Consider the following 21,168-nt stretch of genomic DNA (forward strand, 5'->3'; position numbering starts at 1 on the left):
TTGTACCAAGTAAGGCCTTGTTATTTTACATAGCCGGTCCTTGGCACTATTAGAAAATCTTTAATTTATTCATCAATACGTCTTTTGTATTGGCAAAAGTTGGAGCGGGTGAAATAATCTATGATTTACGAAAAAAAATACAAGAAATCACGTATGATTTGAACCAATTAGGTGATTTACCGACTGATATCCGAGAAATGATCACTTCTGCAAATTTGGTGCGTTCAAACGAATTTCTATCAAAATCAAATGATAAGAAAACTGAATTAATTTCTGCATATGCAAAGTATTCTGAGGCTCTAGAGGAAATGCTTTCATCTGTTTTTGAGATACAAAAAGATCTAAAAGAGATTCTTAAAACACAATCCTCCATGATCGAATCGAAAAAGAAACCATCAAAAACCAAAAGAACTAGAAAATAATCTATTTTGATAAATGAATTATATCCCCTGCAATAACCCTGCTTGTTTTATTTTTCTCTGATATAATTAATGCACCGTCATCATCAATTTTAATCGCATCGCCTTTTATTTTGCCATCTGCTGTATTGAGTTCTACTTTCTTCCCAATAGTGGATGATCTTTCTGTCCAGTTGGAAATAATGTTCTTTGTTTGTTTTTTATTTAATGATTCATAAATTTTTTCTAATTCTAATAAAAATGTCTGAACTAACATTTTTGGCTTTATTTTTATTTTTTGCTCACTTAGTGACGCAACTCCATAAAAATTAGGTGTATCCTTTAGAATTCTTTCAATCTGTTTGACATCTACATTAAAATTTATTCCCACTCCTAAAACTAAACTTTCAATCTTGTTTGACTCTAGTGATACGTCAACTAGCATTCCTGCAACTTTTTTCCCTTTAACTGTCAAATCATTTGGCCATTTCAACTCTGGTTTAATCTTGAATGTTTTCTCTATTGCATATGATAATGCAAGTGATGACGCAATTGGAAATAGTGTGGTGATTGAAATATCGAATTTTGGTTGTAACATTATTGAAAACCATATGCCTCCTTTGGGAGAGAGCCATTTTCTTCCTGATCTTCCTTTACCTCCAGTCTGTTTTGCTGCAATTATTATGGTTCCGTCATTTGAAGAGTCTTCAGACATTTTAAGCGCCTGTTTTTGAGTGGAATCTATTGAATCAAAATAATATGCTTTCTTGCCAATTTTTTTTGTTTTTAATCCAGATGTAATCTCCCATGGTAAAAGCGCATCAGAATTTGATGTAAGCTTGTATCCTAACTTTTGTTTTGATTCAACTGTGTATCCTAATTCTTGAATTTTTTTTATGTGCTTCCATATTGCCACTCTGCTAATTCTGAGAACATCACTCAAATCTTGGCCTGACAAATACTCTGTGTTATGTGTCTGCAAAAACGTTAGAACTTTAACTAACCCTGGACTGTCAAATGAATTGTAAATCAATCAAGTTCTGTTTTAATTTCGAGTATAAAATATGAACTAGAATCCAATATCTATATCAAATCCGCCGTCATCCATACCGGCATCCGTGCCGCCATCATCCATAGCTGCGTCCCCTCCATCTGGCATACTTTCTGCTGGTACATAATCTGACATTGCCATTCCCATCATGCTGAACATCATTGAAAACATCATCATATCCATTACTCCGAAAAACATCATCATAGGTAAAAATGACTTGTTATCATCCATACTTTGTTTCATTTTTTCCTTATCGCCTGTTTTGTAAATTTGGGACATTTCGTTCCATCTTGTTTGCAATTCGTGTACTCTTTCATCTACTTCCTTGGACCCCTTTTCAGTAACATTCATCTCTATTTTCTTTCCCAACCATCCTTTTTTCTCCACAACCTCAATTAACCCTCTATTTTCTAATTGCTCTAAAATTTTATTCAATTCTTCGGCTTCAATTTGAGTAGTTTTTTGAATTTTTTCAAATTTATTGATTCCGTGCTTGATTGCTCCCAACACTATGACGTCTTTAGGTTCTTCTTCCATGCGATTTTTAGTTTTTTCTGGGTAAAAAATTCTTTGTTTTAAGCAAAACTTCAAAAATTATATTCTCCAACTATATCTTTCTTTTATGGAACAAGACAAACACACTGATGATCAAATACGTCAAATCCTTACTATGCAAAAAGTTGCAGTTATTGGAATGTCTAAAAACTCTTCAAAAGCAGCACACTATGTGCCCAAATACCTCTCTGATAACGGATATGACATAAAGCCTGTCAATCCAACAACTGATAAAATACTGGGAAAAAAATGCTATACTTCTGTTTCAGAAATTGAGGAAGACGTTGAAATCATTGATATCTTTCGACCTTCAGAACAAGTTTTATCCGTAATACATGACGCAATCAAGAAAAAACCCAAAGTAATTTGGCTCCAAGAAGGAATACATAATTCTGAAGCTGAGGAACTTGCTAGAAAAGAAGGAATCGACGTTGTATTCAATAGATGCATGTTGGCAGAGCATCAGAGATTGATGAAATAATGACGTTTGAAAATTTTTATCATGATTTACTTGATTTGGCAAAAAAATATGAGAAACAAAACATCCCTTTAAAGATTGAACAGGATCTTGAAAATAACATCATCAAAATCTTTGGTGAGAATATTACCTCTCTTTCAAGAGCAAAAAATGGTCTTAATGATGTAACTGAACTGGCATATGCTACAGCTGAGCATCATCCCTATTGGAACTTACTTTACAATTCTTCTGAAATAGCAAATAATGTCTTGGATAAATGGAAAAGTAATCTATCTGACGATGATATATCTGATATTGATTGGGCATTAAAAGAACTTAAACAGGCAATTGATAAAATCAAAAATAAAAAATCTGTTAACTCCTAGGCAGAGATAAATATTCTGGACTGAAAATTATTCTATGCCTATCAAACTTGGTTTAATTGGTAAAACCAATACTGGAAAAACTACTTTCTTTAATTCTGCAACATTATCCTCTGAAGAAATCTCATCTTACCCATTTACTACAAAAGCACCCGTATCTGGAATTGCTCATGCTATTACCTTGTGTGTCCACCCTGAATTCAAAATTCAGGATAACCCAAACAATTCAAAATGTCTTGATGGATGGCGCTACATTCCAATAGAATTGATAGACTTGCCAGGATTGATCAAAGATGCCTGGAAAGGAAAAGGATTGGGAAATCAATTCTTGTCCATTGCTGCTCAATCTGATGCATTACTTCACGTTGTTGATGCATCTGGTGGAATTGATTCTACAGGAAAAATTACTGAAGCTGGAACTGGTGATCCGATATCTGATTTTGCAGATATTGAAGAAGAGTTGATCATGTGGTATCATAAAATTTTGGAAGGAAATAGGGAGAAGGTATCCAAATTAATCCGCACAGGAACTGATGTTTCTGATGCAATTACTGATTTGTATCGTGGCATTGGTGTGAACAAGAATCATGTAAAAGAAACATTTGTCGCAACAGGATTGGAAGAAAAAGACTTTGATAATTTTGATATGGTTGATAGCAAGAAATTTGCCTCTTATCTGAGAAAAATTTCAAAACCTACATTGATAGTTGCAAACAAAGTTGATGTTGATGGTGCAGACAAAAATTTTGCAAGACTCAGAGAGCGCTATAATGATTCCATAGTTATTCCGGTAAGTGGAGACAGTGAATTTAGCCTAAGACGCGCTGAGCAGAAAGGATTGATAAAATACTCTCCTGGTTCTGAGCAATTTGAAATTATTAAATCTGAAGATCTAAATGAGAAACAAATTAGCGCCCTCAATTTTATCAAAAAGGGAATAATGGGCGAATACATGCGAACTGGCGTTCAATTTGCAATTAATGTTGCAGTATTCAAACTACTCAAAATGAACTCCATCTACCCTGTTGCTGATGAGACAAATCTTACTGATAAAAAAGGACGAATACTTCCTGATTTAATATTGCTAAAGGATGGAGCAACAATAAATGATCTTGCAAAAGAAATACACACAGATCTTACTAAGGGATTACTATATGGAAAAGATTTACGATACAATCTAAGATTGCCTGTTGATTACCAACTAAGAGATAGGGATGTAGTATCTCTAGTTAGTGCAGGAAAAAATAATTAGTCTTTTTTCTTGCTTCTCGGTTTTGTTCTCAAAACTGCCTTACAGCAAATACATCTGGTGTCATCAATTGACAAAAATATTCCACAAAATGTGCATCTCTTCTGTCCAATCTCATATCTGATTTTATTTGGAACTGCTTCTGCCCTATGCATTGTACAAATTCCTCTACATATTCTACCCATCCATCTCACCTCCATTGTGTTTTTTCCTGCCAAATGATGTGCCACATTCCTCACATGACATTCCAAACTCAAAAGATTCAATTTTATCATATCCGCAAACGATGCAAATTTTAATTTCTGGATTAACTATTTGTAAAAATTCTTCTTCTATCATTTCCTGAATTATTTCTTGTCTCATGGTTCTACTATGACTTTAGAATATATAAAATCCAGAAAATTTCTTAACTAGTGCTAATTCATGCCCAAAACCCCTGAAAAAATGTTATAATTAGGCACTATGAACTATTTTCTTTTTTACATAAATATCAAAAACTCTTTTGATAAATTATGCCACATATCGTATTTGGTGAAAGAATTGATCTTGAAGATTTTTCAAAAAAATTTACAGAGATATTTCAGAAAGAGCCATTTTTGATTAAAATAACGAATATCTTTATTGATAATGAGAAACTAACTGCTCTGTTACCAACTATTGTTATATCTGAAATTCATCAACAATTTTTGATAGAAATTTCAACACGAAAATCAAAAACTACAATTAGACTATACCCAAACACCGATCCTGAAAAAACTGATGGTGTGAAAACTTCAATGGCATTACTAGCACAACAAATAATGAACCATTATCCTGGATTTGAGATTACAAAAACAAATCTATCTGATTATCTATCTATGGTGATTAAAAATTGAATACTTTTACTATGGAGCGCTGCTCTTCTCTACCCCAAAACAAACTTTTTCAATTAAGCACTGATATAGAAAATTTTCATAATATAATGCCTGAGAATTTCAAATCCCTTGAAATCATAAAGGAAAATGATTATGGGAAGATTGTAATTGAAAAAATAAATTTTTTAGGAATTCCTTTAAAAATTAAAACAAAACATGTTATTGCCAAACCCAATGTGCATGAGATCCATATTTTAAGTGGACCAACTAAAGGGACTGTCTTTACTGAAACATATGTTCCATCTGGAGATGGAACCATAGTCTCTATTGAGGTAAAATTAATTCTTAGTGGATTTTTTCGTATGTTTGGTTTTTTAGAGGGCTATATCAAAAATAAAATGAGTGCTACCATGGATGAATTCATTATCTGTGCTGAGAAATTCGATGATTCTCTTAGCCCCAATCAGAATTAGCACTATGCAAATTTGTTAGCACTTGCATAAATAGTAAATTTTCAGAATGAACTTATGGGTAAAACTACTGTGATTATTGGTGCCGGCGTTGGTGGTTTGACTACAGGGGCCCTATTATCAAAACAAGGCCATATAGTCAGAATTTTAGAAAAATTATCCAAACTTGGTGGCAGAACAGCCTCTATGAAATACCGAAATCACATTCTTGACAATGGATTTCACATAATGCCTTTTTACAAAAAATCTGCTATTTTTAGCGTTTTAAAAGAAATTGGAATACAAGATAGACTGAAACTGGCCAAAGTAGATGATATTGCATTTCATTCTGATTCTGGATTTCACAAATACCCAAAAGGGATGATTGATCTATTACAGCTCTCTTTAATTCCTTTTAAAAGTAGAATAATATTACTCAAGCTTTTACTTCCTATGGCATTTTCATCTATTGAAAAAACAGAAGAGTGGGATGACAAATCCTTAACTGAAATTACAAAAAATCTTGATCCTGACACAAATGCATTTTTTGAGGCAGTCTGCATGCTGGCATTTGCAGATACTGCAGATCACATTTCGTTGGGTGAATTTGCAAGAACCATCATTCGGGCTAACCCCTTCAAAGGAGGCACAAGTGAATTTGCCTATCCTGATGATGGTGGCTATGATTCTATTTCGAGAGTTTTAGGAGATTATATTATTGAGAATAATGGTACCATTGAAACAAATCATTCTGTGCAAAAAATTATCATAGAAAATTCTAAAGTTATTGGAATTATTGAAAATGATGGTACTTTTTTTAAATCTGACTGCGTTGTGGTGTCATATCCTGCATATGTCGCTCTCAATCAATTATTTGATGAAAACACCATAGATAGAAAATTTATTGAAAAAATAAATCGTTTAGATAAGAAAACTGCCGTAGTAGAGGTTCATTTTGCACTAAGCTCTAAAATTGATTCTCGTCAGGTTGTTTTTCCAGTTGGTGATAATTATACAACAAAAGGAATTTTCTTTATTTCAAATATTACCCCATCTGTTTCCCCTGATGGGGAGCACTTGATCATAGCTGGTACTCCTGTTGAGCCATCTGTAGCAGATGACTCTGTAAAAATTAAAGAAATTGTGGAAAAAATGAAAGATGAAATTTCATCTATTTATCCTGAATTTAATTCATCTTTGCTTTGGGAAAGACCTATGGCTTGGAAACTTGTAGAATCCGTTGTAAAAGAGCCTGGAATGGTTTGGAAATCAAAAATGCCTCACGAAATTCCTGGAATTGAGGGCTTGTTTTTTGTCGGCGATTCTACTATTAGTTATGGTATAGGTACAGACTCTGCAGCGCACAGTTCAATTTTATGTACTCCTAAAATTCAATCATTTTTGAAATCTTGATTTTTTAGTTATAATTTTCTTAGAATTTTTGGAATGTCTTCAAGATTAATGTCTGAGACTACTTGGGCATCAAACTTTGGAATTTTTTCTGACTGGACTGCTCTTCCTCCAACTAATATCGGAATTTCATACTCACTCTTGATTTTTTTAATTAGTCTTTGAGCTGCTGGCAGGTTATCATCTATAGTGATTGAAATCATCACTGCATCTGGTTTATCATTTTCAATGAATGTTAGAATCGATTCAGTTGGGATTGATGTTCCTATATTGAATATTTTATACCCTTTAATCGTTAGATATGTTTCCAGCACATCACATCCTAAATGATGTTCCTCTCCCAACGGAACACAAATGAGAACTTTTTTCTTATTTCCAGAACCTGATACTCTATCCATAATTATTTTTACCAGCGTAAGAGCTATGTTGCTTGCAACATGCTCTGTGGCAATGCTAATTTTATTACTTGCCCAATCTTCTCCAACTTGATACATTACTGGTTTGAGAATTTTATCGAAAAAATCTGATGTGCTAAATATTTTTTCATATTCTTCATAAATTTTAATGCAATCTTGAATGTTGCCGTCAGTTAATTTTTTGTATAATTGCTTCTTTGATTTTTTAGATGCGTCTTCTCTTTTTTTGATGTCTTTTGGATTAAATGATGCAAGAACTGACAACACTTTAGGATCATTTCTATAGTCCACTGGAATGTCATCTTTTACAACTTCTGATGCTTTACCGAGATATTTTACAATCTCTTGTTTTGACGTGCTTTTCTTTGAATCCCATACGCTCTTTACAAGATATAGGTATTGATCAGATTTTACTTTTTTAGCCCTAATGTACACCATTACTTTATTCGTAAATATTTGGCATATAACTAATGCTAATCATGTTAACTAGTGCTAAGTAATCTGATCTATTTTTTTGCCTTGATAAAATCAACAATTGATAAAATTTCGCCCATTTCTGCCAAATGACCATAGCTTTTACCTTTAGCATTGGACATGGGTTTGTTATTAACACTGATGAATAGCATATTATCGCCATCTAGCGGAACTGTTATTCTTTTAATTTTGTCATATGATGCTATGGTATACAATCCTGAGCCAACAATTCCTGTAATGCGTGAATTTTCATTCCATGCCTCTATGGCTCTTGAAATAGTATGTTTAGTTTCTTCAAGAGGGACGATGTTTTTTACTCCTTTTCGCTGACTGTTCCAAAGAAATTCCCCCTTTTTATTGCAAACAGCTGCAAATCTAATGGACTCATTAAAATCCATTAGCATGTTGAGAAGTTTTTCGTATTTATCCACATGTATTGTACAGCAATTCTGTTAATAAATATTCTAAATTAGTAAACTAGTGGTAAATGAATGAGTTCATTAAAAATTTTGAGTTTTTAATTTCTTATAACATGAATAAAATATTCTTAAAAAAAATTCTGTTACTTATTCTTCAAATGTGTTGACAAAATCTACTATGGACATTATTTTTCCCATCTCTACTAATCTACCATAACTCTTTCTTTTAGTTTTAGCTAGTGGCTCATTATCTACGCTTACAAACAAAAGATGAAACGCATCTATTGGGATGGTGATTCTTTTAATTTTTTCAAAAGATGTAATGTGATACATTGCCCTTCCTAGATCATTTCTATCTTCAAATTTTGAGCGATCTATCCAATCTTCGGCTTCACGTTTCATTGCTTTTTTTGTCTCTGCTAATGGGACCTTTAGTTTAACATCATTTCTTTTACTGTGCCACAATATCTTTCCATCTGTATCGCTAATTGCTGCAAATCTGATGGAATTATTGTAATCCATCAACATGTCTAAAAGTTTTTCATAACGCCCCATTATTTCTAGTCCCATCTTAAAGAATAAAAACAATTGGATTATGGCACTATGCGAATTTTAAAAGGATAACTTATATCTCATTTTAAAATTAGTCAATCATGGATAGTCCATATACAGATTTTGTCGGTCAAGTTTGGGCAGAATTCCCACAACTTGCAGAATGGCATAATTTGGATAAATCTATTCTGCCTCTCTGGAAACTAGATAAATTCATCGAAGCCGGATATCATAATTTTTCGTCTGACCGAAAGTCCTTATTTCATCTTAGTAAGTTAATTGAGGCGTATGCACAAGAAAATAGTCAGCCCCTTTTGGCCTCTTTTGAAGAGGTAAAACGATACAAATTTGTTGAAAAAAGATATCAGGAGATGATTAAAACAATTCCAAAAATATGGGTTATCGCCAATTTTGGAAAAACAGAATTAAAGACACCTCCAAAAATACAAGTGTTGAATTGTGGAAACACCAATTTGGCAAAGGTATGGACTGTAATTACTAGAGGACCTTATGGCCCATTTGGTCTAATTGCTGAAGAATTTGAAGATGGAATGTTTAGAGGATTTTTTACACTAAATCCCAATGTTTGCAGATATGCCCTAAAGGTAATGGGCAAAACACTTGGTGCAAAATTTACAATCCAATAACTGATTAAAGTTTTAAACTAACGATGTATGAAAAATCATTATTTATTTTTCGAAGAGATTTAAGATTAAATGATAATACTGGATTGATTAAATCTCTTGCAAATTCAAAAAATGTTATCCCATGTTTTATTTATGATGATAATTTACTAAAAAATTCAACCATTTCTGAATTTAGATGGAATTTTCTTAACGAATCATTGTTTGATTTAGATTTGGAATTGAAAAAGAAAAAAAGCACTCTTCATCAATTCCGAGGAGATTCGTCATTGATTGTAGATGAAATAATTCAAAAATTTAATGTAGATGCAATATTTACAAATACTGATTTTTCAGAATATTCAAAATCACGTGATTCCAAGATTAATGAAATTTGTAAGAAAAATAAAATTGATTTTCATTTGTCCCTTGATTATCTTTTACATAATCCTTATGACATCAAGACCAATGATGAAAAACCATACATGATTTACTCTCATTTTTACAAAAAGGCACGTCAACTTGCAGTTAGACTTCCTTCAAAAAATTCTAAAAACAATTACTCTAATGCAAAAATTTCTAAAGTTAAAATAAAAATGCCCGAAATTAAAAATCCTATAATTCCAGGTGGTAGAAATGAAGGTCTAAAAATCCTGAAAAATTTAGAAAAATTCATAGACTATGATAAATTTCGAGATTTTCCAAGTCTCTGTCATACTACAACATTATCTGCTCATAACAAATTTGGAACTTTGTCTATTAGGGAGATTTATCATGCAATTGAGCAAAAATTAGGCTTAGATCATGTATTGATGGGTGAAATCTATTGGAGGGAGTTTTTTAACCATATTTTGTTTAATTTTCCGTGGTCTCAAACAAAATCTTTTAGAAAAAAATTCCAAAAAATCAAATGGACTAAATCTAAAGAAAATTTTTCTGCTTGGTGCGATGGTGAAACTGGGTTTCCAATTGTTGATGCAGGTATGAGACAGCTTAATCAAACTGGATTTATGCATAATCGAGTTAGAATGATTGTGGCTTCCTTTTTGACAAAAGATCTTCATATTGATTGGCGATTGGGGGAGCGATATTTTGCAAAAAAACTAGTTGATTATGATCCTGCCGTAAATGTTGGAAATTGGCAATGGACTGCATCCACCGGATGTGACTCTGTTCCGTATTTTCGAATTTTCAATCCTTGGCTGCAACAAGAAAAATTTGATTGTGATTGTTTGTATATTAAAAAATGGGTTACAGAATTAAATAAATTGTCTCCAAAAATTATTCATAATTTATGGAAATGTTTTCCTGAAGATTTGAATTACGTACGTCCTATAGTAAACCACAAAATTGAATCTGAAAAAACTAAATTGATATTCAAATCACAAAAATAAAAATGGATTTGTATTTATGAAAATTTCATAATGCTTCTTCTCTTGAAAAATTAAATTGAAATGTAAGTCAATGCTATGTGATTTTATTTATATAAAAATGGGCTTTGACTAATTCATATTTTTTTGAAAGTAAATCTGCCCCTATTGTATTTTATTTTTAGTTTGAGCTATTTGAACTTCTTTGACTCTGTTTCGAATTGTAACCGCACTTATTCCTGATATTTGAGAAAGCCGAGTTTGTGAAATTCTCTCATCGTTTTTCTTTACTGCAAGATATACTGCAGCTGCTGCCATCGACATTGGATGTTTTCCAGAATTTATGCCTGCTTTTTCACTAAATTCCAAAATTTTCCTTGCATCACGAATAGTCTTTTCAGAAATCTGTGCCTCACTTGATATACGTGATACAAATTCACATGGGTTATAAGATTCAGAATGAACTTCTAGATTCCTATAAAGAAGACGGTATGTTCTTTGAATTACTTTCTTTTTTATTCCTGATGCATTTGCAATATCATCTAAAGTTCGTGGTGTGTCTGTCATTCTACAAGCCATGTATACAACTGCACAAAGAATGGAATGATTTGAACGACCTGCAAGTAAATTTTTTTTGCTCAGCCTTTCTAAACAAGTATGCTGATTTTTCAACAACATATTCAGGTAAGGCAATCTTTGATCTAATGCCATCAAGAAATGTGAATGCCTTGATGAATGACTGTTTTGTAATTGCTGATTTACTATTTCTATCCCACATTCTTAATCTATGAAATGATTGCTTGTTTTTGGTGGAGAGAATTTTTCCTGAAGAATCTTTATTTTGAGATTGAATTGATGTGGATAATCCCATATCTGCCATCTTTAATGATATTTTTTGTCCAGTCCTTGATGAATTTTGATAATCCTCCATAGTACTGTTTTGACTCTCTGGGCCAAAATCCATAATTTTTTCAGTTAACACTTGTGCACAATTTCTACATGCAATTTCTCCGGTAACAACGTCCGTGATCTTAAAAAAATGTTGACAAGATTTTTCTAAATTCTTTTGTTTCATAATTGGTATGTGTTTTTATTGAATTTTAACCACAAACTAATTTGAAAATAGTGCTAAAATCACTTTGGATGAATTCTATATTTGATTGCTAACTTTTTTGGAAAATATGTCCTAAATTTTGGCACTAGTGATAAAATTATCACTAGATTATATACTATAATCACAAAAAATGTTTATGGCTGAAGAACAAGAATGGGCAAATTTGCTAGCAGAAATTTTTGAAAAACTCACTCAAAAACATGCCTCAATCACATATGACTTTGAGGATCTTGCTATGAATGGAAGAGTAGAAAAAGATGGCAAAGTAATCCCAACAGGCACAGTTGCCTTAACTGGTAAACTGACTATTACTGCAAAGTGAGGTAAATGAGATGAAAGACTTTCAATTACCTGCTTATTTTTTATCCTATTTGGAGCATGGCTCCGTTAAAGTCACCTGTAATGGTGATCCTTCTATAGATTTTATCGTTAAAGATGATTTAAGAATCATCGATGTAATTGACATTCCTATAGAAATAACAAAAAGACCTGGTTTAATTAAACAATTATCTGAAGCTAAAGATCTTGCAAGAAATCTTGACGATCAAAACATCACTTTGGAAATTAGATTAAAAGGAGAACTAGTTTTAAAACTAGGTCAAAGGGCAAATCCAAAACTTGCAAAAATCATTACACTCAGCAATCATATTGAAATTACTGATATCAAAAAATTAAAAAAATTGAGTGATGTATTTTAATTGAGTGATACTTTGATGGGATCTATGTCTACTGAAAAAACTGTATCCAGTCAATCTCCCTCTGCTATGAATTTAAAAAACACCCCCTACAAAATTATGGTTACAGGGTCTACTGGATTTATCGGTTCCAGATTAATATCTAATCTTACAAAAAACGGATATTTAGTCAAAGGAATGTCAAGAAAAAAAATACTCTCAACATCTAAAGTGAAATATGTTCAGGCTGATGTCTTTAATCCTCAAGAGATTGAACGTGCACTAAGTGGTGTTGATGTTGCATACTACTTACTCCATTCCATGGAGGGAAATAAAGAAGAGTGGAAAGAATTTGCTAATCGTGAAAAAATTCAGGCTCAAAATTTCTTAAAAGCTGCTACAAATGCTGGTGTTAAACGGATTATCTATCTTGGGGGTCTTGTAAATGATAGTTTATCGCTATCTCCTCACATGAAGAGTAGGAAGGAAGTGGGCGAGATTCTTGCTTCGGGTAATATTCCTGTAACTGAATTACGTGCATCATTGATTATTGGAGCCCAAGGCGGTTCATATGCAATGCTGCGATATCTTGTGGAGCGATTACCTGTAATGGTTTGTCCATCTTGGGTTAAATCTTTGGCACAACCTATAGCTGTAGATGATGTTATAGAATATCTTAGAGGTTGCATGGAAAAACCTGAAACATCTGGAAACATTTACGAAATTGGAGGACCTGATAAAATTACTTATGAGGAATTAATGAGAGTCTATGCCAAATATTTGGGGAAGAAACTCTTTGTAATACAAATTCCTTTTTTGACTACTCGCTTATCTTCATACTGGGTTGATCTAATAACGCCTGTAAAGGCATCTCTTGCAAGGCCATTAATTGATAGTCTAGTTCATGACACTGTAGTAACAGATGACAAAATATCAAAAATAATTCCTTTATCTCTAAAATCTGTAATTGAATCAATAGATGTTGCAACTAAAGAAATTAGAGAAAATCCTCCCCCAACACCACTTAAGGAAGAACGGACTGGGTTTATAATTAATCAAAAACTTTTGATGGCTTCATTAATTGCAATGGCTATACTTGGTACAACATACTACTGGTTAGATGATAGATCTGAACTTTTTGAACCTGTCTGGATGATTGCTGGTATTCTATGGTATGTTGCAATTATTTTTGCTATAATTTTTATCAAAAGCAAGACTCGATTAGGATTTCTAATTGGGGGTCTTGTATCTTGGATTACTTTGGCTTTTTGGTTATTTGATAACTTCTATGTTTTGTTTGATGTGTCTTTAATTGTGGATCAGCCTAACGAATTGATTACTATACGAAATTTCATTTGGACTGGCTTATCTGCAATAGCAGTTTTTGCCTCTCATAATACTTTCCATAAAGTAATTGATTATCAATTTAAAGGAAAACCCATTTGATATTTAACATTCATTCAGTGTACTAAAATCTTGAATGTGTGTAATACATTATGTCACTAGATTATGTTATTACCACTAGGATATTTTATTACCACTAGTTTTATATGCTAAAGGAACATAATACATTCATGTCTGTGCAATACAACAGTTTTCTAGATGAACTATGGAATGAGTTTCCTGGATTGTCAGAAAAAGAAATAACTGATATTACTGATCATAATCTCCTTTGGACTCTTGAAGAGTATATCAAGGCAGGGTATGTAAATTTCAAGACAGATAGAAAAGAGCTATATCGACTCAGCATTCTATTAGAAAATTTTGCTGTAAAAAATAATTCCCCCCTGTTAGCAACTTTTGAGACTGAAAAAAGATACAAGTACGTTGAAGACAGGTATATTGAAATTCTTCAAAAAATTCCTAAATCTTGGATTATAGGAAATTTCAATAATCCATTTTTAGCTAAGCAACCACCAAAAAATGCTCAAGTTGTGAGTTGTGATGGAACAAATATCTCTGATATGTGGATTGTAGTTACAAAAAATTCTACAGGCCCTTTTGGATTGTTAGCTGAAAATATGGGTGATGGTCAATACCGAGGATTTTTTTCAATCAGTCCGCCACTTATTCAAAAAGCGATTGAGAAAATTTCAAAATCTCTAAGAATTTCAATTGAAATTTAATTCCTGTTGATTTTTTAGCATTTCTCAAATTTTGATTTTGTGTCTTAATTGTTTTTAAAAGGCAGTTTTATGATTGACTCGATCTATATTGGGATAATCCCTAGTGCCAAACTAATTTTTTAAAGAAATACAATAAATGTTAATTCATTTTAAACAAATTATGGTTGATATTATTTGGGGTAATGGGAATGCTGTTTTTTCAAGTAATTCATTCGTTCTTAATGTAACCCATAGAAAGGATGGAAACAAATCTGAATACAAAGACCAAGAAAAAATTTTAATAAAATCTGCTGACATTCCTGGATTGTCCAATGGATCTGATCATTGGGATGAGGAACTTCTTAAAAATTCTGTAATTGGGGCTTTTCTAAAATGTGAAATAGAATCTAGAGGTGATGATGATGTGCTTATTGCCAAAGTTTCTCATTCTGGTGTAGGTGGATACTAGTGTGGAATGCAGAAATTTTTGACATTTCTGAAATTCATTCTATAAATATTGAATCTTTGATACATGGTAAAGTTCCTGCAATAATAATCCGGAATCTTTATGATAAAAAAATATGTGAAAAAATAGTTGAGAGATTAAAAAATTTTGAAAAATCTCCATTCCTAAATAATGAATCTAACCACATAGGGCCTTTTTTAATGTCATACACTACAAGAAAAGATGAGTATTTTACTGCTGCCAAAAAAAATGAAAAAATATTTGAATCTGTTTTCTCTCAATTACCATCTCCTATAATTAAAATACGTCACGCGATTGGATGTATTTTTCCTGATTACTCTGTATGCTCTGCAAGGGAATTAGAGAAATTATACTCTTCATGTATTATTAGAATTCATGAAAAAGGAAAATTCATTCCACTTCACAAAGATGATGTAAAATACGAAGGGAAAGAATACGGTATATCCAAAATTGATCATCAAATTTCATGTGTGCTTCACTTACAAGAATCTGAAAGTGGGGGGGATGTAATAATTTTCAAGAAAAAATGGATTAAAGAAAATGAGAAATTTCGAAATATTGACTTTGGGTATTCTCCAAAACTAGTAGACTCGGCTGAATCATTTCAAATCTCCAATATTGAATCTGGAGATCTGGTAATTATCAATCCGAATTATTATCATATGGTCACAAAAATTACTGGAAATTTACCCCGGATCACTCTTGGGATGTTTTTTGGAATTTTTAGGCATAACAATAGAATTTTTGCATGGGCGTAAAATTCCCAACTGCGCAATTGAATGCCTATTTACAATTGTGAAAATGAATCATTGGGTAATCTGAGATTGTGAAATTTTTCAGGATTGATTATCTTGGCTAAAATTTCTAATCCCTCTACAGTTCTTATGCTCGGCTTACTGAAAAATGAATTTGCATCAACTGCATAAATTTGATTATCGTTTACGGCCTTGAGAGAATTCCACGTTTCATCTTTTTTTAGAATCTTGTTGTATTCATGTACTGTTCGTTTTGTGTCAAAACCACATGGCATCATAATTATGATATCTGGGTCAGACCCAATAACTTCTTGAATATCTAGACGTCTTGAATGCTCTCCTATCTTGCTAATCATATTGATTCCTCCTGCCATCTCTATCATTTCAGGTATCCAGTGACCTGCTGTAAAAAATGGTTCAATCCATTCTATTGCTAATACTTTTGGTTTTTTACCACGCTGCTCTTTTTTGATATGGTGAATTCTTTTTTCGAGAGATTCTCTAATCTCTTTGGCCTTAGTCTCTTCAGATAATATTTTGCCCAACTCTGTAACTGATTGCATAATTTCATACATGTTGTGAGGATCCATTGAATGTAGCAGTGGCTTTGTTTGAAGAATTTCCAGAGCTTTGTTTATTTGATTTGTATATGCCGCACACACCTCACATGTTTCCTGAGATATAATTAGATCTGGATTTGCTTTTTTCAGATTGGTCTCATTAATTGTAAAGATGTCTTTTCCGTCATTTAGTAATTGACATGTTTTAGTATCAATTTCATTACTTGTTAATTCTTCTGAGTTGATCACTGAATTGATAATTATTGGTTTTGTTAATGCATCTGGGGGAAATGTACATTCATGTGTTACACCATAGAGATCATCTTGCACTCCGAACTCGTAAAGTAATTCAGTTGCACTGGGTAAAAATGAGACTATTCTTCTTGCCAATAATTATACAATAATTTGGAAGTTCTTAAATCCAATTATGTGCTATGCACATTATGAAACCCCAGTCTTGTAGAAATTGCGGAAAGGAATTGTGGCAAAATCAAAATGCCTGCCCAAATTGTGGACGTGAACGTGAACAAGAAGATCCAGAATAGCACTGTTTACTATCTGTCAATTCTCACTATCAGGCAAGTTAATAGGCTCATTTTGAGCATAAATTTTGTTGCAATCGAATTCTCAGGATATTAGACGTGCAATTTTAGCCAAATGGCATGAGACTCTTTCAAAACATGGAAATCTCTTTTCATCTGATTCAATAAGTGGAACTAGTCCTCCTTCTGTCTTTGTAGGCTCTTATAATTATCCCAAAGTCTTTGTTGGTCCAATGATCCCACCAGTTCATGGTGATACTAGTCTACTTGATAGCCCTGAAAGATGGGGAGGAAAATCATTAGAAGATATTGTAAATTTTAGATTAAATCTAGTCCGTGGAATACAAAAAGTCTCCATTGAACAAACAGAAGGAAAATACATTGAAAACCTTCAGGAAGTTGCAATGTCTTCAAAACCCATTGATACTGATTTGACATTTGAGAAACCTACCTCTGCTAACATTTCTCTTGATGGGGAGAGTGCACCATTTGGGCCAGTCGGGATTATTAATTCTGCAAAATTCTCTGGAAGCACTTCTGAAAAATCTATTGAAAAAACTTTCTATGACAAAGATTTGAAAGCACAAGATGCCGTATTGAATCTATATAATTCTGGAATTGAAATTTCAAAGATTCAAAAATGTTTTAGCATTGGAATGCTTGGTCAAAAAAGAAAACTGGTTCCCACTAAATGGAGTATCACTGCAACTGACGATATAATTTCCAAATCGCTTGTTGATGAAATTTTGGATTTTGGAATTATTGATTCCTATAGGGTTTTCTTCTTTGAGCATTTGGGAAATGTTTTCACTGTAATTTTATTCCCTCATAGATGGATCTATGAAATGATTGAGGCGTGGTATTCTAATGGCATCTTGGGTTTTGGCTCTGATTATGAGGATGCAAGAGGCATTGATCATCCCCCTGCAATAGCTGGGGCCTATTTTGCAGCCAAACTTGGAGTTTTAGAATATCTAATAAAAAATCAAATTCAATCTGGAGTGATAATTCTGCGAGAAATTCGACCTGAATATGCAATTCCTGTGGGTGTATGGCAAGTTAGAGAAGGAATACGTACAGCAATGAAACAAAACCCGATTATTTCAGACAGTCTTGATAATGCTTTAACAACTGCATCAAATAAAATGAGTATTAGTAAATCTGAATGGCTATCACATGGAAATATTTCCAAATTGCTGAGACAAAAAACAATGTCTGATTATTTTTAATTTTTAGAATTGCTTTTTGCTAAAATTTTAAACAAATTCCCTTCTTCCTGATTTGAATACAGTAAGAAATACGTCTGACTGGCAAGATATGTGGAATTGAATCTGTATATTATTGGATTTATCTCCGATAACAATCTTCCAAGTGTGATCTTTTCTTCCTGAAATTGTTTTAATAAATCAAAAAACATTTCTTTTTCTGACTGGCTGAAATTCTTTGAAAAAAATCCAAAAACATGTAGTATAACATTACAATGTGTTTTGATTGTAGGCTCTTTTTCTAATGCGATTATTAGATGTTTTTCGTATTCTGCAACTGTTTCTGATAATTGCCCTTTTTCATAATTTGCAACAATATGTCCTAATTTTTTCAATTCTTCTTGATCATGTGACATTATCATGAATTTGTTATTGGTTTGAAATGAAATAAGATCATTTATCTTGTTTGATTTTTTTACCTCTTCAAATTTGTCTAAAACAAATTCCTTTGCATCTTTTTCAGAAATATTATTACTGACTGAGTCTCTTACTTCTAATTTCTTACTCATTCTTAACATTCTATTCAATTTACATATAAGCAGGAATCATTGAATTTTGAATTACCACTATGATTTTCAATTTTTTTGAATTAATTACCACTAGAATATACTTTGGCACTAGCTTAAATATCATTAATTGAATTAATGAATAATGAAAAGCGCAATAACTGCAATCACATCTATTCTACTCATAAGTTCAGTTGCATCCTTTGCTTATGCCGAAGGTGTTCCTGCTTGGGTAAAGAACAATGCTGGCTGGTGGGCAGATGGCACTATAGCCGAATCAGACTTTATCTCCGGCATAGAATTCCTAATTAAAGATGGAATTATCGTAATTCCCCCAACAACCGTATCTTCTGAATCATCAGAAGGTGTTCCTGCTTGGGTAAAGAACAATGCTGGCTGGTGGGCAGATGGCACAATTTCTGATGGTGAATTTGTAAATGGTATTCAACATTTGATAAAGACTGGATTAATTTCAGTCTCCTCAAATACTGAGACTACACAAATGGTATCTGAAAAACCAAAGAGTGATGATTCTAAATTAGCTTCACTTGAAGCTGAATTAGAGAAATGCTCTGAAATCAAAAAAGCATATGATAGACTAAACTGTGAAAGATCTGCAAAACATGAGATATTGGCATATGAATACATGCTAATTTCTCAACCTTATCCAGTTGGACCAGTTACCTTCTATTGGCCAGGTTTTGGTGTTGAAGGAAATACCTTTGAAATCACTTCTTCAGGTCAGGCATTACTTAGTCTTAGGATGCTAGTTGAGAATACTGGTTCAAATACTGAGGCATTGTTTTGTACAGGACCTGCCGTGTGCAACTATGATGTTACAAATGGTGATAGAAATTTCAAGTATTCCGGAATGGATTTCACTAATGGTCAAGTTGTAATCAAACCTGGAGAGACTCAGATATTCAATATGTTCTTTGGACCAAATATTGGTGGCGGTGGAACTACATTTGAGTATGATTCTGGAAAAGAGTACTACTTTAGAATCATGGAATCCTTTGGAAGTGCTTCTATCCCATTAAATCTGGGATGACCACTTTTTTATTTTCTCTTATTTTTTACCACTAGTTTGAAATAATTACTTGTTTAAATATTCTCGGCGATAAGAAAACACGATGGATAAATTCCTAATAATATTTCCATTGATTGTTCTAAGTGCACCTTTGGCATTTGCTGAATCCTCAAATGTTGGTATAATTTATTGGGAAAAGGAAATTGTATCAATTAACTCATTTGCTGATATTATTGTAAAAGATAATGATATGAATAAAAAAGAATATCCGAACTTTGCCGATAAATTCACGATAACTGTTTGGTCTGACACTTCTCCTGATGGTCTGGAAATTCAAGTTGTTGAAAATGGTGTCTATAGCGGAATTTTTAAGGGAAGTGTTTACATTGCAGATTCTGGGGAGCCTACAAAAAATCGTCTCATCTCATCCCCTGGTGATGTCTTGTATGCAAAATATGTTGATTCGACTTTACCTGACGGAGGGTCTTCTGAAATTATTTCAGCTGCAGTTGTAAAAATTTCTGGTGAGGATATGAGTCCCATTTTAAATAAAATCGATCCTAGTATGCGTCATTTGAAAACCCCTCAAAGTGAAATACCTGCTTGGGTAAAGAACAATGCTGGCTGGTGGGCAGATGGCACTATAGCCGAATCAGACTTTATCTCCGGCATAGAATTCCTAATTAAAGATGGAATTATCGTAATTCCCCCAACAACCGTATCTTCTGAATCATCAGAAGGTGTTCCTGCTTGGGTAAAGAACAATGCTGGCTGGTGGGCAGATGGCACAATTTCTGATGGTGAATTTGTAAATGGTATTCAACATTTGATAAAGACTGGATTAATTTCAGTCTCCTCAAATACTGAGACTACACAAATGGTATCTGAAAAACCAAAGAGTGATGATTCTAAATTAGCTTCACTTGAAGCTGAATTAGAGAAATGCTCTGAAATCAAAGTGGGCTACAAGAGAATTGATTGTGAAAAGCCGCTCAAAAAAGCAATCGCTCTTTACAAATACCAAACAAATGCACAAAAATTTGAGATAGGGCCAATCACATATTATTGGTTTGGAGTAGGTTCTGAAGGAAATGGATTTGAGATTAGTCCTACTGGTCAAGCTATTTTATCAATTCGAATGCTTGCTGAAAACACTAGTTCTGAGATTACTGCACTACATTGTACAAGTCCTTCAATATGCAGTTATGATGTTTGGGATGGGACTAACGCCTTCAAGTATTCCGGGATGGATTTCACGAGTGGTGAAATTGTATTGAACCCTAATGATTCAAGAGAGTTTAACATTCTCTTTGGTCCGAACATTGGATATGGTGGAACTGAGTTCAAGTATGATCCTTCAAAGACATACTATTTTAGAATAAATGAGAATTTTGGCAGTGTGGATATTCCTCTAGAATTAAAATAGTATTTCTAATCTTAATTCGAACTATTGATGATTAGTTGCTTTGA

The 21,168-nt window shown here is 32.9% G+C and carries 30 protein-coding genes; 19 read left to right on the forward strand and 11 right to left on the reverse strand.

Annotated elements, in window-relative coordinates:
- Window positions 1-89: 89 nt before the first annotated feature.
- Window positions 90-422 (forward strand): hypothetical protein, encoded by a 333-nt coding sequence (locus NADRNF5_RS04570; RefSeq protein WP_048115981.1) that lies wholly within the window; start codon window positions 90-92, stop codon window positions 420-422.
- Window position 423: 1 nt separating this feature from the next.
- On the opposite strand, the gene NADRNF5_RS04575 is transcribed toward NADRNF5_RS04570, so the two are convergent.
- Complete coding sequence (locus NADRNF5_RS04575; protein ID WP_048115982.1) at window positions 424-1,431, reverse strand: biotin--[acetyl-CoA-carboxylase] ligase; 1,008 nt, start codon at window positions 1,429-1,431, stop codon at window positions 424-426.
- A gap of 36 nt (window positions 1,432-1,467) precedes the next feature.
- Window positions 1,468-1,986: a hypothetical protein gene (locus NADRNF5_RS04580; protein WP_048115983.1), complete on the reverse strand. Its 519-nt coding sequence runs from the start codon at window positions 1,984-1,986 to the stop codon at window positions 1,468-1,470.
- Between the two features lie 85 nt (window positions 1,987-2,071).
- Between NADRNF5_RS04580 and NADRNF5_RS04585 the strand changes: the two genes are divergently transcribed.
- From NADRNF5_RS04585 to NADRNF5_RS04595, 3 genes are read left to right on the forward strand one after another with little or no spacing between them, the layout of a single operon-like run.
- A complete protein-coding gene (locus tag NADRNF5_RS04585) occupies window positions 2,072-2,485 on the forward strand; it encodes a CoA-binding protein (protein WP_048115984.1) in 414 nt (137 codons plus the stop codon).
- Window positions 2,482-2,847 carry a hypothetical protein gene (locus NADRNF5_RS04590; RefSeq protein WP_148313109.1) on the forward strand — a complete coding sequence of 122 codons (366 nt, stop codon included), beginning with the start codon at window positions 2,482-2,484 and terminating at the stop codon, window positions 2,845-2,847. The genes NADRNF5_RS04585 and NADRNF5_RS04590 overlap by 4 nt, the downstream gene beginning before the upstream one ends.
- 34 nt (window positions 2,848-2,881) lie before the next feature.
- Window positions 2,882-4,096 carry a redox-regulated ATPase YchF gene (locus NADRNF5_RS04595; protein ID WP_048115985.1) on the forward strand — a complete coding sequence of 405 codons (1,215 nt, stop codon included), beginning with the start codon at window positions 2,882-2,884 and terminating at the stop codon, window positions 4,094-4,096.
- On the opposite strand, the gene NADRNF5_RS04600 is transcribed toward NADRNF5_RS04595, so the two are convergent.
- Both NADRNF5_RS04600 and NADRNF5_RS04605 read right to left on the reverse strand, forming a co-directional pair.
- Window positions 4,093-4,278 (reverse strand): hypothetical protein, encoded by a 186-nt coding sequence (locus NADRNF5_RS04600; RefSeq protein WP_048115986.1) that lies wholly within the window; start codon window positions 4,276-4,278, stop codon window positions 4,093-4,095. The genes NADRNF5_RS04595 and NADRNF5_RS04600 overlap by 4 nt on opposite strands.
- Window positions 4,271-4,456 carry a hypothetical protein gene (locus NADRNF5_RS04605; RefSeq protein ID WP_048115987.1) on the reverse strand — a complete coding sequence of 62 codons (186 nt, stop codon included), beginning with the start codon at window positions 4,454-4,456 and terminating at the stop codon, window positions 4,271-4,273. The genes NADRNF5_RS04600 and NADRNF5_RS04605 overlap by 8 nt, the downstream gene beginning before the upstream one ends.
- A gap of 149 nt (window positions 4,457-4,605) precedes the next feature.
- Here NADRNF5_RS04605 and NADRNF5_RS04610 point away from each other — a divergent pair, with 149 nt between their 5' ends.
- From NADRNF5_RS04610 to NADRNF5_RS04620, 3 genes are read left to right on the forward strand one after another with little or no spacing between them, the layout of a single operon-like run.
- On the forward strand, window positions 4,606-4,968 hold the full coding sequence (locus NADRNF5_RS04610) for a hypothetical protein (RefSeq protein ID WP_048115988.1): 363 nt from the start codon (window positions 4,606-4,608) through the stop codon (window positions 4,966-4,968).
- The gene (locus NADRNF5_RS04615; RefSeq protein WP_048115989.1) at window positions 4,965-5,420 is read left to right on the forward strand and encodes an SRPBCC family protein; all 456 of its coding nucleotides are present in this window, start codon (window positions 4,965-4,967) and stop codon (window positions 5,418-5,420) included. Before NADRNF5_RS04610 ends, NADRNF5_RS04615 begins: the two co-directional genes overlap by 4 nt.
- A 54-nt stretch (window positions 5,421-5,474) precedes the next feature.
- Window positions 5,475-6,809, forward strand: a complete 1,335-nt coding sequence (locus NADRNF5_RS04620; RefSeq protein ID WP_048115990.1) for a phytoene desaturase family protein — start codon at window positions 5,475-5,477, stop codon at window positions 6,807-6,809.
- A gap of 8 nt (window positions 6,810-6,817) precedes the next feature.
- On the opposite strand, the gene NADRNF5_RS04625 is transcribed toward NADRNF5_RS04620, so the two are convergent.
- From NADRNF5_RS04625 to NADRNF5_RS04635, 3 genes are all read right to left on the reverse strand, one after another.
- Window positions 6,818-7,660: a cobalamin B12-binding domain-containing protein gene (locus NADRNF5_RS04625; protein WP_048115991.1), complete on the reverse strand. Its 843-nt coding sequence runs from the start codon at window positions 7,658-7,660 to the stop codon at window positions 6,818-6,820.
- A gap of 68 nt (window positions 7,661-7,728) precedes the next feature.
- On the reverse strand, window positions 7,729-8,127 hold the full coding sequence (locus tag NADRNF5_RS04630) for a hypothetical protein (protein WP_237089346.1): 399 nt from the start codon (window positions 8,125-8,127) through the stop codon (window positions 7,729-7,731).
- A gap of 135 nt (window positions 8,128-8,262) precedes the next feature.
- A complete protein-coding gene (locus tag NADRNF5_RS04635; protein ID WP_237089347.1) occupies window positions 8,263-8,685 on the reverse strand; it encodes a hypothetical protein in 423 nt (140 codons plus the stop codon).
- Between the two features lie 83 nt (window positions 8,686-8,768).
- Between NADRNF5_RS04635 and NADRNF5_RS04640 the strand changes: the two genes are divergently transcribed.
- Both NADRNF5_RS04640 and NADRNF5_RS04645 read left to right on the forward strand, forming a co-directional pair.
- A complete protein-coding gene (locus NADRNF5_RS04640; protein WP_048115992.1) occupies window positions 8,769-9,314 on the forward strand; it encodes a hypothetical protein in 546 nt (181 codons plus the stop codon).
- A gap of 23 nt (window positions 9,315-9,337) precedes the next feature.
- Window positions 9,338-10,684 (forward strand): cryptochrome/photolyase family protein, encoded by a 1,347-nt coding sequence (locus NADRNF5_RS04645; RefSeq protein ID WP_048115993.1) that lies wholly within the window; start codon window positions 9,338-9,340, stop codon window positions 10,682-10,684.
- Between the two features lie 141 nt (window positions 10,685-10,825).
- Here the strand turns inward: NADRNF5_RS04645 and NADRNF5_RS11550 are convergent, their stop codons facing one another.
- Both NADRNF5_RS11550 and NADRNF5_RS11555 read right to left on the reverse strand, forming a co-directional pair.
- A complete protein-coding gene (locus NADRNF5_RS11550) occupies window positions 10,826-11,338 on the reverse strand; it encodes a transcription initiation factor IIB (RefSeq protein ID WP_237089348.1) in 513 nt (170 codons plus the stop codon).
- Window positions 11,229-11,735 (reverse strand): transcription initiation factor IIB family protein, encoded by a 507-nt coding sequence (locus NADRNF5_RS11555; RefSeq protein ID WP_237089349.1) that lies wholly within the window; start codon window positions 11,733-11,735, stop codon window positions 11,229-11,231. Before NADRNF5_RS11555 ends, NADRNF5_RS11550 begins: the two co-directional genes overlap by 110 nt.
- A 175-nt stretch (window positions 11,736-11,910) precedes the next feature.
- Between NADRNF5_RS11555 and NADRNF5_RS04655 the strand changes: the two genes are divergently transcribed.
- From NADRNF5_RS04655 to NADRNF5_RS10685, 6 genes are all read left to right on the forward strand, one after another.
- Window positions 11,911-12,096: a hypothetical protein gene (locus NADRNF5_RS04655; protein WP_048115994.1), complete on the forward strand. Its 186-nt coding sequence runs from the start codon at window positions 11,911-11,913 to the stop codon at window positions 12,094-12,096.
- A gap of 10 nt (window positions 12,097-12,106) precedes the next feature.
- The gene (locus NADRNF5_RS04660; RefSeq protein ID WP_148313067.1) at window positions 12,107-12,472 is read left to right on the forward strand and encodes a hypothetical protein; all 366 of its coding nucleotides are present in this window, start codon (window positions 12,107-12,109) and stop codon (window positions 12,470-12,472) included.
- A gap of 24 nt (window positions 12,473-12,496) precedes the next feature.
- The gene (locus NADRNF5_RS04665) at window positions 12,497-13,894 is read left to right on the forward strand and encodes an NmrA family NAD(P)-binding protein (protein ID WP_237089350.1); all 1,398 of its coding nucleotides are present in this window, start codon (window positions 12,497-12,499) and stop codon (window positions 13,892-13,894) included.
- 128 nt (window positions 13,895-14,022) lie between these two features.
- Window positions 14,023-14,574: a hypothetical protein gene (locus NADRNF5_RS04670; protein WP_048115996.1), complete on the forward strand. Its 552-nt coding sequence runs from the start codon at window positions 14,023-14,025 to the stop codon at window positions 14,572-14,574.
- A 160-nt stretch (window positions 14,575-14,734) separates the two neighbouring features.
- A complete protein-coding gene (locus NADRNF5_RS04675) occupies window positions 14,735-15,022 on the forward strand; it encodes a hypothetical protein (RefSeq protein WP_148313068.1) in 288 nt (95 codons plus the stop codon).
- Window positions 15,022-15,798, forward strand: coding sequence for a 2OG-Fe(II)-dependent halogenase WelO5 family protein (locus tag NADRNF5_RS10685; RefSeq protein ID WP_052661877.1), 777 nt, complete (start codon window positions 15,022-15,024; stop codon window positions 15,796-15,798). Before NADRNF5_RS04675 ends, NADRNF5_RS10685 begins: the two co-directional genes overlap by 1 nt.
- Before the next feature lie 29 nt (window positions 15,799-15,827).
- Here NADRNF5_RS10685 and NADRNF5_RS04685 read toward each other — a convergent pair whose 3' ends face one another.
- Entirely contained in the window at window positions 15,828-16,745 is a 918-nt protein-coding gene (locus NADRNF5_RS04685; RefSeq protein WP_048115998.1) for a cobalamin-binding protein, read from the reverse strand.
- 53 nt (window positions 16,746-16,798) lie between these two features.
- Between NADRNF5_RS04685 and NADRNF5_RS11905 the strand changes: the two genes are divergently transcribed.
- Together NADRNF5_RS11905 and NADRNF5_RS04690 are read left to right on the forward strand one after the other, a co-directional pair.
- On the forward strand, window positions 16,799-16,900 hold the full coding sequence (locus NADRNF5_RS11905) for a zinc-ribbon domain-containing protein (protein ID WP_425339008.1): 102 nt from the start codon (window positions 16,799-16,801) through the stop codon (window positions 16,898-16,900).
- A 68-nt stretch (window positions 16,901-16,968) separates the two neighbouring features.
- Complete coding sequence (locus NADRNF5_RS04690; RefSeq protein ID WP_048115999.1) at window positions 16,969-18,126, forward strand: Nre family DNA repair protein; 1,158 nt, start codon at window positions 16,969-16,971, stop codon at window positions 18,124-18,126.
- On the opposite strand, the gene NADRNF5_RS04695 is transcribed toward NADRNF5_RS04690, so the two are convergent.
- The gene (locus NADRNF5_RS04695; protein ID WP_048119051.1) at window positions 18,123-18,671 is read right to left on the reverse strand and encodes a DUF1722 domain-containing protein; all 549 of its coding nucleotides are present in this window, start codon (window positions 18,669-18,671) and stop codon (window positions 18,123-18,125) included. The two genes, NADRNF5_RS04690 and NADRNF5_RS04695, sit on opposite strands and share 4 nt — an antisense overlap.
- A 142-nt stretch (window positions 18,672-18,813) precedes the next feature.
- Here NADRNF5_RS04695 and NADRNF5_RS04700 point away from each other — a divergent pair, with 142 nt between their 5' ends.
- Together NADRNF5_RS04700 and NADRNF5_RS11560 are read left to right on the forward strand one after the other, a co-directional pair.
- Window positions 18,814-19,719 (forward strand): hypothetical protein, encoded by a 906-nt coding sequence (locus tag NADRNF5_RS04700; protein WP_048116000.1) that lies wholly within the window; start codon window positions 18,814-18,816, stop codon window positions 19,717-19,719.
- An 82-nt stretch (window positions 19,720-19,801) separates the two neighbouring features.
- Window positions 19,802-21,124 (forward strand): hypothetical protein, encoded by a 1,323-nt coding sequence (locus tag NADRNF5_RS11560; protein WP_237089351.1) that lies wholly within the window; start codon window positions 19,802-19,804, stop codon window positions 21,122-21,124.
- The last annotated feature ends 44 nt before the right edge of the window (window positions 21,125-21,168 follow it).

This window comes from Nitrosopumilus adriaticus, assembly GCF_000956175.1.
GTDB lineage: Archaea > Thermoproteota > Nitrososphaeria > Nitrososphaerales > Nitrosopumilaceae > Nitrosopumilus > Nitrosopumilus adriaticus.

Coding starts and splice junctions, on each gene's coding strand:
- NADRNF5_RS04580 (WP_048115983.1), bottom strand. CDS start 1,986: ATGGAAGAAGAACCTAAAGACGTCATAGTGTTGGGAGCAATCAAGCAC.
- NADRNF5_RS04585 (WP_048115984.1), top strand. CDS start 2,072: ATGGAACAAGACAAACACACTGATGATCAAATACGTCAAATCCTTACT.
- NADRNF5_RS04595 (WP_048115985.1), top strand. CDS start 2,882: ATGCCTATCAAACTTGGTTTAATTGGTAAAACCAATACTGGAAAAACT.
- NADRNF5_RS04600 (WP_048115986.1), bottom strand. CDS start 4,278: ATGGGTAGAATATGTAGAGGAATTTGTACAATGCATAGGGCAGAAGCA.
- NADRNF5_RS04605 (WP_048115987.1), bottom strand. CDS start 4,456: ATGAGACAAGAAATAATTCAGGAAATGATAGAAGAAGAATTTTTACAA.
- NADRNF5_RS04610 (WP_048115988.1), top strand. CDS start 4,606: ATGCCACATATCGTATTTGGTGAAAGAATTGATCTTGAAGATTTTTCA.
- NADRNF5_RS04620 (WP_048115990.1), top strand. CDS start 5,475: ATGGGTAAAACTACTGTGATTATTGGTGCCGGCGTTGGTGGTTTGACT.
- NADRNF5_RS04625 (WP_048115991.1), bottom strand. CDS start 7,660: ATGGTGTACATTAGGGCTAAAAAAGTAAAATCTGATCAATACCTATAT.
- NADRNF5_RS04635 (WP_237089347.1), bottom strand. CDS start 8,685: ATGGGACTAGAAATAATGGGGCGTTATGAAAAACTTTTAGACATGTTG.
- NADRNF5_RS04640 (WP_048115992.1), top strand. CDS start 8,769: ATGGATAGTCCATATACAGATTTTGTCGGTCAAGTTTGGGCAGAATTC.
- NADRNF5_RS04645 (WP_048115993.1), top strand. CDS start 9,338: ATGTATGAAAAATCATTATTTATTTTTCGAAGAGATTTAAGATTAAAT.
- NADRNF5_RS11550 (WP_237089348.1), bottom strand. CDS start 11,338: ATGTTGTTGAAAAATCAGCATACTTGTTTAGAAAGGCTGAGCAAAAAA.
- NADRNF5_RS11555 (WP_237089349.1), bottom strand. CDS start 11,735: ATGAAACAAAAGAATTTAGAAAAATCTTGTCAACATTTTTTTAAGATC.
- NADRNF5_RS04655 (WP_048115994.1), top strand. CDS start 11,911: ATGGCTGAAGAACAAGAATGGGCAAATTTGCTAGCAGAAATTTTTGAA.
- NADRNF5_RS04660 (WP_148313067.1), top strand. CDS start 12,107: ATGAAAGACTTTCAATTACCTGCTTATTTTTTATCCTATTTGGAGCAT.
- NADRNF5_RS04665 (WP_237089350.1), top strand. CDS start 12,497: ATGTCTACTGAAAAAACTGTATCCAGTCAATCTCCCTCTGCTATGAAT.
- NADRNF5_RS04670 (WP_048115996.1), top strand. CDS start 14,023: ATGTCTGTGCAATACAACAGTTTTCTAGATGAACTATGGAATGAGTTT.
- NADRNF5_RS04675 (WP_148313068.1), top strand. CDS start 14,735: ATGGTTGATATTATTTGGGGTAATGGGAATGCTGTTTTTTCAAGTAAT.
- NADRNF5_RS11905 (WP_425339008.1), top strand. CDS start 16,799: ATGAAACCCCAGTCTTGTAGAAATTGCGGAAAGGAATTGTGGCAAAAT.
- NADRNF5_RS04695 (WP_048119051.1), bottom strand. CDS start 18,671: ATGAGTAAGAAATTAGAAGTAAGAGACTCAGTCAGTAATAATATTTCT.
- NADRNF5_RS04700 (WP_048116000.1), top strand. CDS start 18,814: ATGAAAAGCGCAATAACTGCAATCACATCTATTCTACTCATAAGTTCA.
- NADRNF5_RS11560 (WP_237089351.1), top strand. CDS start 19,802: ATGGATAAATTCCTAATAATATTTCCATTGATTGTTCTAAGTGCACCT.